This window comes from Caulobacter sp. FG7 (genome assembly GCF_057808875.1).
Genome location: NZ_JBMDIW010000030.1, coordinates 29,779 through 39,649, shown reverse-complemented (window position 1 = coordinate 39,649; position 9,871 = coordinate 29,779). Strand labels below are relative to the sequence as shown.

Sequence of the window (9,871 nt, the reverse complement as noted above, 5' to 3'; positions counted from 1 at the left end):
CTTATGACCCGTCTCGTCGCGCCCTGGTCGGACGACCAGGTTGGAAGCTTCCGCAAGAGCCCGATCACCTTCCGCCACAACCTGGCGGAAACCGGACTGTTCGACGACGACGCCCTGGCGCGCCTGCTCGACGCCTATCCGGCCGAGCTCTACGACATCAACCTGTTCGACTTCGACGCCGAGGGGCAGTCCACGATGCGCACCGGCGCGCGCGGGCGCCTGCCGGGGCGCGAGGTGCTGGAAGGCGTCAAGCAGGGCCGCATCTGGGTGCAACTGCGCCGGGCCGAGGCCTGGTACCCGGCCCTGACCCCGCTGATGAAGCAGGCCTTCGACGAGATCGGCGGGCAGGCGAGGGGCTTTTCGCCGGTCCAGCTGAACGGCCAGCTGATCATGTCGGCTCCGGGCGCTAAGGTGCCGTTCCACGCCGACGCGCCGGGCGTCATCCTGTTCCACCTGCGCGGCCGCAAGCGGATCTGGATCTATCCGGTCGACGAGGACCACATGCCCCAGCAGGGTATGGAAAACATCATGCTCAAGCAGCAGACCGAGGACCTGCCTTATCGTCGCGACATGGACGCGGCCGCGGCGGTGTTCGACCTGGAGCCGGGGATGGCCGCCAGCTGGCCGCTGCATGCGCCGCACCGGATCGAGAACCTCGGCACCTTCAACGTCTCGCTGTCGATCGACTATCAGACCTGGGGCTCGCGCCTGACCAACGGCGCGCACTTCGCCAACGGCGTGCTGCGGCGTTGGGGCCTGCCCATCGCGGCCATGGACAAGACGCCGATGGCGGCGCGCGCCGGCCTCTGGGCGGCCTCGCTGGGCCTCAAGCGCCTGCGGCTGGTCGAGGACAGGATCAAGGGCCTCGAGCGCAGCTTCGAGATCGGTGACGCCCAGAAGGCGGCCTGACGCGGTTCGTGACAACAGCGTCATGACCTCGAATTAAGTCGTGCGACGCGGCCTCGCCGACTAGCGTTCCCTCAACGCAAGCCATCCGAGGGGACTAAAAAGATGCGCGCACTCATCAGCCTGGCCGCCGGCGCGGCCGTTGTCGCCCTGGCCGGCGCGGCCGCCGCCGAGCCGACGGTGAAGATCAAGGACGCCGTCGCCCGCGTCACCATCATTCCCGAAGCCCGTAGCGACGTGAAGGTCGAGTTCCTGACCACCAATGGCGGCCTGCCGCTGGAGGTGCGCAAGGTCGGCGGCCAGACGATCATCGACGGCAACCTGCGCCTCAAGCGCATCCAGAGCTGCAACAGCCGGGGCGAGGGCTCCGCAGTGCGGGTCCGCGACCTGGGCGAGGTGCAGTGGAAGGACATTCCGCAGGTGGCCATCCGCGTGCCGATGAACGTGTCGGTCGCCGCCTCGGGCGCTGTCTACGGCAGCGTCGGCCGCAGCGACAGCGTCGAACTGGCCAATGCCGGCTGTGGGGATTGGACCGTCGCCAACACCCGCGGCAAGCTGGAGATCAGCCTGGCCGGCTCGGGCGACACCAAGGCCGGCAGCGCCGCCAAGGCCGAGATCAACCTGGCCGGCGCGGGCGACATCAGCCTGCAGGAAGTGTCGGACCTGGAAGTGTCGATCGCCGGTTCGGGCGACGTGAAGGCCGCGGCGCTGCGCGGCGGCGACCTCGACGTCAGCATCGCCGGATCGGGCGGGGTCAAGGTCGCCGGCGGCCGGGCCCGCGACATCGACGTCAGCATCATGGGCTCGGGCGACGTGACCTTCGGCGGCGAGGCCGACCGGGTGTCGTTGTCGGTGGCCGGCTCGGGCGATATCCGCGTGGCCAAGGTCAACGGCTCGGTCAAGAAGTCGGCCATGGGCTCGGGCAACATCTATATCGGCCAGTGAGCTGACAAGCCGGTGAGCCTGGGCGCCGTTCGGCGCACATCGGTACGCACATATATAAAGAGAACGCCCCCGGAGCTTTCGCTTCGGGGGCGTCTTGCTTTTCGTCGGAACCCGCCCCGGATAGGAGGGGAGGGCAGGTCCCTTTGAAGCGCTGTCCGTGATCTTCCGGTGGGCGCCGGAAGATCACGAAGCTTCCGGCTTAGCGGACCAGGAAGCCGAACAGGTCGCTGCCGGTGGCCAGGTCGGCGCCGGCGGCGTTGCGGGCCTTCAGGCTGCCGCCGAAGGTGTAGCGCAGGCCAACCTTCACGGCGTCCGACTTCAGGTCGGCCAGGTCATCGGCTTCGCTGTGGGTATACTTGGCGAAGGTCGACCAGCCGGTGTTGGCGAACTTGTATTCGCCACCGACGTTGATGTCCCAGATGTCGGCGTCGACGAGGCCGTCAACGTTCGACCAGCCGAGGCCGGCGTCCAGACGGAAGTCGTCCGAAACGAAGTAGTTGGCGCCGGCGCGGACGGTCCACAGGTCGGCGTCCAGGTCGTTCGACTGACCGTAGGCGGCGAGACCCGTCAGGGTCACGTTGCCGAGGTACTTCTGGGCTTCGCCACCGACGGCCCACAGGGTGTCGTTCGACGGACGCGACAGGGCGGTGAAGCCGCCGATGCGCAGGCCGTTGCCGACGACGGTCGTGGCGTGCACGGCGCCGGTGGCGACGGTGCGTTGCGAGACGTCGCTGTCGGCGATCGAGACGTCGGCAGCGCCGGTGATCGTCCACGAACCGGTCGGGATGGCGACCGAGCCGTCGATGACGACCGAGGTGCCGTCGGCGTCGCCGGCGCGGGTGTCGATGTTGTTGTAGTCAACGGCGGCGCCGACCGAACCGATGTTCTGGGCGAAAGCGGGAGCCGAGACGGCGACGGCCAGCACGGCGGCGGCGGCGAACAGTTGGGTCTTCATAGTGGGTAATCCCCTTACTCATGTGGTCTCGACGGCGGGCGGTCGTTTTGGGGAGGGCCTCCCTACCGTCGAGCGGGGCGGATCTATGAAGGTTCGATGACGGCCGCAAGGCTCTGTCGGACCGTTCGAGGCGTTATGGTGCGCAAATACTACACTTGCAGGAACGAATTGAGTTTCTATACGCGCGTGTCGCGCACAAAGATTGTGTGTATCGGGCCCAAGTCGGTGAACATTGCTTTTTGGTCAGCCGTGTTTTGGTCACAAGTGTTAAGCGATCGTGCTGGGATCGGCGGCTTTACGTCTTGTTAAACAAGCCGTCGCGAAAGCCCGCCGGGACCGCTTGACGAAACCGATTCAGGCACGTAAAAGCGCCCCTCTGTTGGACCGGCTGTGAGCTCTAGGGCTCAAACGCGGTTCGCAAGCGACCCGTAACCAGGCGTCCTTCTCATCCAGAGGAGGGTTCTCCTCGGAGGACGGCGTGGTTGCGGATCACCGGCCCTCGCAAGCGATTGCGCGGGCCAATTTGTTTTGCGGACGCTGCGTTCGGAGTTCTCGAAAGAGGAGTCCGGGTTGGTCTTTGAAATGGTTCGAGACGCGGGCGCAGCCCACTAGGAAACCGAGCGATATGGATCGTCAGAACATCCGCATCCGGCTCAAGGCCTTCGATCACCGCGTGTTGGATCATTCCACGCGCGAGATCGTGAACACGGCCAAGCGCACGGGTGCGACGGTGCGGGGCCCCATCCCCCTGCCCACGCTTATCGAAAAATTCACCGTCAACCGTTCGCCGCACGTCGACAAGAAGTCGCGCGAGCAGTTCGAGATCCGTACGCACAAGCGCGTCCTCGACATCGTTGACCCGACTCCGCAGACCGTGGACGCGCTGATGAAGCTCGACCTGTCGGCCGGCGTTGACGTCGAAATCAAGCTGTAAGGAGGGCCGAACTGATGACTCTCCCCGCTAACCGCACCGGCCTGATCGCCAAGAAGCTCGGCATGACCCGCTTCTTCGACGAAGCCGGTCAGCACGTGCCGGTCACCGTCCTGTCGCTCGACGGTTGCCAGGTCGTGGCTCAGCGCACCGTCGAGAAGGACGGTTACACCGCCCTGCAGCTCGGCGCCGGCGCCAAGAAGCCCAAGAACACCTCGAAGGCCGAGCGCGGTCACTTCGGCAAGAACTCGGTCGAGCCCAAGCGGATCGTCGCCGAATTCCGCGTCGATGAAGCTGCTCTGATCGAAGTGGGCGCGGAATTCACCGCCGACCACTACGTCGCCGGCCAGAAGGTCGACATCCAGGGCGTCACCGTCGGTAAGGGTTTCGCCGGCGCCATGAAGCGCTGGAACTTCGGTGGTCTTCGCGCCACCCACGGTGTCTCGGTCTCGCACCGTTCGCACGGTTCGACGGGTAACCGCCAGGATCCGGGTCGTACGTTCCCGGGCAAGAAGATGGCTGGTCACCTGGGTCAAGAAACCGTCACCACCCTCAACGTCACCGTCTGGAAGGTCGACGTCGAGCGCGGCCTGATCCTGGTCAAGGGCGCCGTCCCGGGCCACGAAGGCAGCTACGTGAAGATCCGCGACGCCGTGAAGAAGGCCGCTCCGGCCGACCTGCCGCGTCCGGGCGCCTTCCGTAAGGCTGGCGAGGCTGCTCCGGCTGCTGAAACCCCCGCTGAAGAGGCCCCCGCGGCGACGACCGAAGAGGGCGAAGGCTAATGAAACTCGACGTCATCAAACTTGACGGCGGCAAGGCCGGTTCCGTGGATCTCGACGACGCCATCTTCGGCATCGAAGACATCCGCGGCGACATCCTGCAGCGCGTCGTCACCTGGCAGCTGGCCAAGCGCCGCTCGGGCAACCACAAGATTCAAGTCCGCAACGAGGTCTCTCGTACGGGCAAGAAGATGTACAAGCAGAAGGGCACCGGCGGCGCTCGTCACGGCTCGCGTCGTGCGGCTCAGTTCGTCGGCGGCGCCAAGGCTCACGGCCCGGTCGTCCGCAGCCACGCTTTCGACCTGCCGAAGAAGATCCGGGCTCTGGCTCTGCGCCACGCCCTGTCCTCGAAGGCCAAGGCCGGCTCGCTGCTGGTTCTCGACAGCGCCGTTCTGACCGAAGCCAAGACGGCCGCCCTGCGCGCCAACTTCGACAAGATCGGTCTGAAGAACGCCCTGGTCATCGCTGGTCCGGAAGTGGACGCGAACTTCAAGCTCGCCGCCCGCAACATTCCGAACGTGGACGTGCTGCCGAACGCCGGCCTGAACGTCTACGACGTGCTGCGTCGCCACACCCTGGTCCTGACCAAGGACGCGGTGGAAGCGATCTCGGCTCGTTTCGCTGAGAAGGAAGCCGCGTAATGGCCGCTACCGCCCGCCACTACGACACGATCCTGTCGCCGGTGATCACCGAAAAGACGACCCTGCTCAGCGAGCAGAACAAGGTTGTCTTCAAGGTGGCCGCCGATGCGTCGAAGGACGAAATCGCCGCCGCAGTCGAAGAGCTGTTCAAGGTCAAGGTCACCAAGGTCAACACCCTGGTCGCCAAGGGCAAGACCAAGCGCTTCCGTGGCATCGTCGGTCGCCGCACCGACGTCAAGAAAGCGATCGTGACCCTGGCCGAAGGCCAGTCGATCGACATCACGACGGGGCTCTAAGACATGGCCTTGAAGCACTTTAACCCGACCAGCCCCGGCCAGCGCGGCCTGGTGCTGATCGATCGCAGCGAACTCCACAAGGGTCGCCCGGAAAAGAAGCTCGTTGAGGGCCTCTCGAAGTCGGGCGGTCGTGGCGGCAACGGTCGTATCGCCGTTCGCTTCCGCGGCGGCGGCGCCAAGCGCCTCTACCGTCTGGTGGACTTCAAGCGTCGTAAGCAAGGCACGGCCACGGTCGTTCGCCTCGAGTACGATCCGAACCGCACCGCGTTCATCGCCCTGATCAAGTATCAGGACGGCGAGCTGGCCTACATCCTGGCCCCGCAACGCCTCAAGGCCGGCGACGAAGTCGTCACCGCCGAGAAGGTCGACGTGAAGCCGGGCAACGCCTCGCCGCTGCGCACGCTGCCGATCGGCACGATCATCCACAACGTCGAACTGAAGCCCGCCAAGGGCGGCCAGATCGCCCGTTCGGCTGGCGCCTACGCCCAGCTGGTCGGTCGTGACGCCGGCTACGCCCAGATCCGCCTGAACTCGGGCGAGCTGCGCATGGTCCTCGACACGTGCATGGCCACCGTCGGCGCGGTTTCGAACCCCGACCACATGAACGAAAACCTCGGCAAGGCCGGTCGTGTTCGTCACATGGGGCGTCGCCCGCACGTCCGCGGCGTCGCCATGAACCCGGTCGACCACCCCCACGGTGGTGGTGAAGGCCGCACCTCGGGCGGCCGCCACCCGGTGACCCCGGCTGGTAAGCCGACCAAGGGCGCCAAGACCCGCGTCAACAAGGCCACGGACAAGTTCATCATCCGTTCGCGCCACAAAGCGAAGAAGGGCCGCTAAGCCATGACCCGCTCCGTCTGGAAAGGCCCGTTTGTCGACGGGTACCTCCTGAAGAAGGCCGACGCCGCTCTGTCGTCGGGCCGCAAGGACGTCATCAAGACCTGGTCGCGTCGTTCGACCATCATGCCGCAGTTCGTCGGCCTGGTGTTCGGCGTGCACAACGGCCAGAAGCACGTCCCGGTCTCCGTGTCGGAAGACATGGTCGGCATGAAGTTCGGCGAGTTCGCTCCCACGCGTAACTTCCCGGGCCACGCTGCCGACAAGAAGGCCAAGAGGAAGTAATCATGGCCAAGCAAAAGCAAGCTCGCCGCCTTGAAGGCGTTGAGGCGATGGCCAAGGTGCGCACCCTGCGCACCAGCGCCCGCAAGCTGAACCTGGTCGCTCAGTCCATCCGTGGCCTGAACGTCCAGCGCGCTCTGAACGAGCTCGAATTCAGCCACAAGCGCATCGCCCAAGACGTCCGCAAGGCGCTGTACTCGGCGATCTCGAACGCCGAGAACAACCACAACCTCGACATCGACTCTCTGGTCGTGTCCGAGGCCTATGTGGGCAAGAACCTGGTGATGAAGCGCTTCTCGCCCCGCGCCCGCGGTCGTGCGACGCGCGTGGAAAAGCCGTTCTCCGAGATCACGATCGTGGTCCGCGAACTGGGTGAGGCCGCCTAATGGGTCAGAAAGTCAATCCGGTCGGGCTGCGGCTCGGCGTGAACCGCACCTGGGACAGCCGTTGGTTCTCCGACGGCGACCAGTACGGCAAGATGCTGCACCAGGACCTGGCCATCCGCGCCGCCCTGAAGAAGCGCCTGTACCAAGCTGGCGTCTCGCGCATCATCATCGAGCGCCCGCACAAGAAGTGCCGCATCACGATCTATGCCGCTCGTCCGGGCGTCATCATCGGCAAGAAGGGCGCTGACATCGAGAAGCTCCGCAAGGACCTCTCGGTGATGACCGAAGGCGAAGTCCACCTGAACATCGTCGAGATCCGCAAGCCGGAAACCGACGCTCAGCTGGTCGCCGAGTCCATCGCTCAGCAACTCGAGCGCCGGATCGCCTTCCGTCGTGCGATGAAGCGTTCGATCCAGTCGGCCGTGCGTCTCGGCGCCAAGGGCGTCCGGATCAACGTCTCGGGCCGCCTCGGCGGCGCCGAAATCGCCCGCATGGAATGGTACCGCGAAGGTCGCGTTCCGCTGCACACCCTGCGCGCGGACATCGACTACGGTTTCGCTGAAGCCAAGACCACCTACGGCATCATCGGCGTGAAGACCTGGATCTTCAAAGGCGAAGTGCTGGAGCATGACCCGATGGCGCTGGACAAGCGTCTCGCTTCCGAATCCGGCCCGGCCGGTGAAGGCGGTGGACGTGAGCGCGGCGATCGCCCGGACCGCGGCGACCGCGGCCGCCGCAATCGGGACTAAGGATAGAGCGCTATGCTGTCACCGAAGAAAACCAAGTTCCGCAAGCAGTTCAAGGGCCGCATCCACGGCGCCTCGAAGGGCGGCACCCTGCTGAACTTCGGCTCCTACGGCCTCAAGGCCGTTGAGCCGGAGCGCATCACGGCTCGCCAGATCGAAGCTGCTCGTCGCGCCATCACCCGCCAGATGAAGCGTCAAGGCCGCGTCTGGATCCGTATCTTCCCCGACGTGCCGGTCACCGGCAAGCCGGCCGAAGTCCGGATGGGTAAGGGCAAGGGCGCCGTCGATTACTGGGCCGCTCGCGTGGCCCCCGGCCGCATCATGTTCGAAATCGACGGCGTGCCGGACGATGTCGCGCGTGAAGCGCTGCGCCTCGGCGCGGCGAAGCTGCCGATCCGCACTCGTGTGGTCACCCGCCTCGACGCGGGCGTGGCCGTGGAGGCTTGAGGCTCATGAAGATCGCCGACATCCGGGGCCTGACCCCCGATCAACTCGCCGAAACCCTGATCAACCTGAAGAAAGAGCAGTTCAACCTGCGCTTCCAGGCCGCCACGGGTCAGGTCGAGAAGACCCACCGCGTGAACGAAATCCGCAAGGATATCGCGCGGATCAAGACCGTGCTGCGCGCCAAGGCCGCGGCGTAAGGAGAACGATATGCCCAAGCGTATCCTCGAAGGGGTCGTCGTCTCCGATAAGGGTGACAAGACCGTTGTGGTGAAGGTGGAACGCACCATCGTTCACCCCCTTCTCAAGAAGATCGTGCGCCGCTCTAAGAAGTACCACGCGCACGACGAAGCCAATGTGTACAAGACGGGCGAAACCATTCGCATCGTCGAGTGCGCTCCGAAGTCCAAGCTGAAGACCTGGGAAGCCCTTCCCAAGGCTTCGGCCTAAGTCTGGAAGGTCTAAACCATGATCCAGATGCAAACTAACCTGGACGTCGCCGACAACTCTGGCGCTCGCCGGGTCATGTGCATCAAGGTGTTGGGCGGCGCAGGCCGTCGCTACGCCAGCGTTGGCGACGTCATCGTCGTCTCCGTGAAGGAAGCCATCCCGCGCGGTCGCGTGAAGAAGGGTGACGTTCTGCGCGCCGTCGTGGTTCGCGTGAACCAAGGCCTGAAGCGCAAAGACGGTTCGATGATCCGCTTCGACAAGAACGCGGCCGTCATCGTCAACAAGCAGAGCGAGCCGGTCGGCACGCGGATCTTCGGCCCGGTTCCCCGTGAACTGCGCGCCAAGAACCACATGAAGATCATCTCCCTCGCGCCGGAGGTGCTGTAATGGCTGCTAAGATCAAGAAGGGCGACCGCGTCGTCGTTCTCGCCGGCAAGGACAAGGGCAAGCAAGGCGCTGTGACCCAAGTCCTGCCGAAGGATAACCGGGTTGTCGTGGAGGGCGTGAACATGGTCGCCCGCCACACCAAGCCGACCCAAGCCGACCCCCAGGGCGGCATCAAGCACAAGGAAGCCGCGCTGCACGTCTCGAACGTCGCCGTCGTGGACTCCAATGGCAAGCCCACCCGCGTCGGCTTCAAGATCGAAGGCGACAAGAAGGTGCGCGTCGCCAAGACGACCGGCGAGGTGATCAATGGCTGATCAAGCTTACGAGCCCCGGCTGAAGACCGTCTATCGCGAGCGCATCCGCGCCGCGATGAAGGAGCAGTTCGGCTACACCAACGAGATGCAGATCCCCAAGCTGGACAAGATCGTCCTGAACATGGGTATCGGCGAAGCCGTGGCCGACTCCAAGAAGGCCCAGCTGGCTCTGAAGGAACTGGAAGCGATCGCCGGCCAAAAGCCCGTCGCGACCCGCGCCCGCAAGTCGATCGCCGGCTTCAAGCTGCGCGAAGGCATGGTGGTCGGCGCGAAGGTCACCCTTCGCAAGGACCGGATGTTTGAATTCCTCGACCGCCTGGTCACGATCGCGCTGCCGCGCGTGAAGGACTTCCGTGGTCTGAACGGCAAGAGCTTCGACGGCCGTGGCAACTACGCCATGGGCCTGAAGGAGCACCTGGTGTTCCCGGAAATCAACTATGACCAGATCGAGCAGATCTGGGGCATGGACATCATCGTCTGCACCACTGCGAAGTCCGACCAGGAAGCCAAGGCTCTCCTGAAGGAATTCCAGTTCCCGTTCGTCAACTAAGAGAGCGGGAAGGGAAAGAAAC

At 64.9% G+C, this 9,871-nt stretch carries 17 protein-coding genes; 16 read left to right on the top strand and 1 reads right to left on the bottom strand.

The genetic code is table 11. The annotated features are described in order from the left end of the window. Positions 1-3 precede the first annotated feature (3 nt). Together ACODR1_RS20635 and ACODR1_RS20630 are read left to right on the top strand one after the other, a co-directional pair. On the top strand, positions 4-909 hold the full coding sequence (locus tag ACODR1_RS20635; RefSeq protein ID WP_488882108.1) for a transcriptional regulator: 906 nt from the start codon (positions 4-6) through the stop codon (positions 907-909). A gap of 102 nt (positions 910-1,011) precedes the next feature. Then, complete coding sequence (locus ACODR1_RS20630; protein ID WP_488882107.1) at positions 1,012-1,851, top strand: GIN domain-containing protein; 840 nt, start codon at positions 1,012-1,014, stop codon at positions 1,849-1,851. A gap of 199 nt (positions 1,852-2,050) precedes the next feature. Here the strand turns inward: ACODR1_RS20630 and ACODR1_RS20625 are convergent, their stop codons facing one another. Further along, complete coding sequence (locus tag ACODR1_RS20625) at positions 2,051-2,806, bottom strand: hypothetical protein (RefSeq protein WP_116489700.1); 756 nt, start codon at positions 2,804-2,806, stop codon at positions 2,051-2,053. Between the two features lie 625 nt (positions 2,807-3,431). Between ACODR1_RS20625 and rpsJ the strand changes: the two genes are divergently transcribed. From rpsJ to rplE, 14 genes are read left to right on the top strand one after another with little or no spacing between them, the layout of a single operon-like run. After that, positions 3,432-3,740 (top strand): 30S ribosomal protein S10, encoded by a 309-nt coding sequence (gene rpsJ / locus ACODR1_RS20620; RefSeq protein ID WP_004616952.1) that lies wholly within the window; start codon positions 3,432-3,434, stop codon positions 3,738-3,740. A 14-nt stretch (positions 3,741-3,754) separates the two neighbouring features. After that, on the top strand, positions 3,755-4,519 hold the full coding sequence (rplC, locus tag ACODR1_RS20615) for a 50S ribosomal protein L3 (RefSeq protein ID WP_101719239.1): 765 nt from the start codon (positions 3,755-3,757) through the stop codon (positions 4,517-4,519). Next, positions 4,519-5,157: a 50S ribosomal protein L4 gene (rplD, locus tag ACODR1_RS20610; RefSeq protein WP_101719240.1), complete on the top strand. Its 639-nt coding sequence runs from the start codon at positions 4,519-4,521 to the stop codon at positions 5,155-5,157. Before rplC ends, rplD begins: the two co-directional genes overlap by 1 nt. Beyond that, the gene (locus ACODR1_RS20605) at positions 5,157-5,453 is read left to right on the top strand and encodes a 50S ribosomal protein L23 (RefSeq protein ID WP_058348433.1); all 297 of its coding nucleotides are present in this window, start codon (positions 5,157-5,159) and stop codon (positions 5,451-5,453) included. The genes rplD and ACODR1_RS20605 overlap by 1 nt, the downstream gene beginning before the upstream one ends. 3 nt (positions 5,454-5,456) lie before the next feature. Further along, positions 5,457-6,293 (top strand): 50S ribosomal protein L2, encoded by an 837-nt coding sequence (rplB, locus tag ACODR1_RS20600; RefSeq protein ID WP_058348434.1) that lies wholly within the window; start codon positions 5,457-5,459, stop codon positions 6,291-6,293. Between the two features lie 3 nt (positions 6,294-6,296). Then, the gene (rpsS, locus tag ACODR1_RS20595; RefSeq protein ID WP_035049354.1) at positions 6,297-6,575 is read left to right on the top strand and encodes a 30S ribosomal protein S19; all 279 of its coding nucleotides are present in this window, start codon (positions 6,297-6,299) and stop codon (positions 6,573-6,575) included. Between the two features lie 2 nt (positions 6,576-6,577). Further along, positions 6,578-6,958, top strand: a complete 381-nt coding sequence (gene rplV, locus ACODR1_RS20590) for a 50S ribosomal protein L22 (protein WP_058348435.1) — start codon at positions 6,578-6,580, stop codon at positions 6,956-6,958. Beyond that, a complete protein-coding gene (gene rpsC, locus ACODR1_RS20585; RefSeq protein WP_058348436.1) occupies positions 6,958-7,707 on the top strand; it encodes a 30S ribosomal protein S3 in 750 nt (249 codons plus the stop codon). Before rplV ends, rpsC begins: the two co-directional genes overlap by 1 nt. Positions 7,708-7,719: 12 nt before the next feature. Then, on the top strand, positions 7,720-8,151 hold the full coding sequence (rplP, locus tag ACODR1_RS20580) for a 50S ribosomal protein L16 (RefSeq protein ID WP_109455088.1): 432 nt from the start codon (positions 7,720-7,722) through the stop codon (positions 8,149-8,151). Between the two features lie 5 nt (positions 8,152-8,156). After that, entirely contained in the window at positions 8,157-8,348 is a 192-nt protein-coding gene (gene rpmC, locus ACODR1_RS20575; protein ID WP_101715812.1) for a 50S ribosomal protein L29, read from the top strand. Positions 8,349-8,358: 10 nt separating this feature from the next. Beyond that, positions 8,359-8,598 carry a 30S ribosomal protein S17 gene (rpsQ, locus tag ACODR1_RS20570; RefSeq protein ID WP_058348439.1) on the top strand — a complete coding sequence of 80 codons (240 nt, stop codon included), beginning with the start codon at positions 8,359-8,361 and terminating at the stop codon, positions 8,596-8,598. An 18-nt stretch (positions 8,599-8,616) separates the two neighbouring features. After that, positions 8,617-8,985 carry a 50S ribosomal protein L14 gene (gene rplN / locus ACODR1_RS20565; RefSeq protein ID WP_058348440.1) on the top strand — a complete coding sequence of 123 codons (369 nt, stop codon included), beginning with the start codon at positions 8,617-8,619 and terminating at the stop codon, positions 8,983-8,985. Continuing rightward, positions 8,985-9,299 carry a 50S ribosomal protein L24 gene (gene rplX, locus ACODR1_RS20560; protein WP_488882106.1) on the top strand — a complete coding sequence of 105 codons (315 nt, stop codon included), beginning with the start codon at positions 8,985-8,987 and terminating at the stop codon, positions 9,297-9,299. Before rplN ends, rplX begins: the two co-directional genes overlap by 1 nt. Further along, on the top strand, positions 9,292-9,849 hold the full coding sequence (rplE, locus tag ACODR1_RS20555) for a 50S ribosomal protein L5 (RefSeq protein ID WP_109455089.1): 558 nt from the start codon (positions 9,292-9,294) through the stop codon (positions 9,847-9,849). Before rplX ends, rplE begins: the two co-directional genes overlap by 8 nt. Positions 9,850-9,871 lie beyond the last annotated feature (22 nt).

Bases quoted from the DNA above. Each gene is read 5' to 3' on its own strand.
- ACODR1_RS20635 (WP_488882108.1), top strand. From the start codon at position 4: ATGACCCGTCTCGTCGCGCCCTGGTCGGACGACCAGGTTGGAAGCTTC.
- ACODR1_RS20630 (WP_488882107.1), top strand. From the start codon at position 1,012: ATGCGCGCACTCATCAGCCTGGCCGCCGGCGCGGCCGTTGTCGCCCTG.
- ACODR1_RS20625 (WP_116489700.1), bottom strand. From the start codon at position 2,806: ATGAAGACCCAACTGTTCGCCGCCGCCGCCGTGCTGGCCGTCGCCGTC.
- rpsJ (WP_004616952.1), top strand. From the start codon at position 3,432: ATGGATCGTCAGAACATCCGCATCCGGCTCAAGGCCTTCGATCACCGC.
- rplC (WP_101719239.1), top strand. From the start codon at position 3,755: ATGACTCTCCCCGCTAACCGCACCGGCCTGATCGCCAAGAAGCTCGGC.
- rplD (WP_101719240.1), top strand. From the start codon at position 4,519: ATGAAACTCGACGTCATCAAACTTGACGGCGGCAAGGCCGGTTCCGTG.
- ACODR1_RS20605 (WP_058348433.1), top strand. From the start codon at position 5,157: ATGGCCGCTACCGCCCGCCACTACGACACGATCCTGTCGCCGGTGATC.
- rplB (WP_058348434.1), top strand. From the start codon at position 5,457: ATGGCCTTGAAGCACTTTAACCCGACCAGCCCCGGCCAGCGCGGCCTG.
- rpsS (WP_035049354.1), top strand. From the start codon at position 6,297: ATGACCCGCTCCGTCTGGAAAGGCCCGTTTGTCGACGGGTACCTCCTG.
- rplV (WP_058348435.1), top strand. From the start codon at position 6,578: ATGGCCAAGCAAAAGCAAGCTCGCCGCCTTGAAGGCGTTGAGGCGATG.
- rpsC (WP_058348436.1), top strand. From the start codon at position 6,958: ATGGGTCAGAAAGTCAATCCGGTCGGGCTGCGGCTCGGCGTGAACCGC.
- rplP (WP_109455088.1), top strand. From the start codon at position 7,720: ATGCTGTCACCGAAGAAAACCAAGTTCCGCAAGCAGTTCAAGGGCCGC.
- rpmC (WP_101715812.1), top strand. From the start codon at position 8,157: ATGAAGATCGCCGACATCCGGGGCCTGACCCCCGATCAACTCGCCGAA.
- rpsQ (WP_058348439.1), top strand. From the start codon at position 8,359: ATGCCCAAGCGTATCCTCGAAGGGGTCGTCGTCTCCGATAAGGGTGAC.
- rplN (WP_058348440.1), top strand. From the start codon at position 8,617: ATGATCCAGATGCAAACTAACCTGGACGTCGCCGACAACTCTGGCGCT.
- rplX (WP_488882106.1), top strand. From the start codon at position 8,985: ATGGCTGCTAAGATCAAGAAGGGCGACCGCGTCGTCGTTCTCGCCGGC.
- rplE (WP_109455089.1), top strand. From the start codon at position 9,292: ATGGCTGATCAAGCTTACGAGCCCCGGCTGAAGACCGTCTATCGCGAG.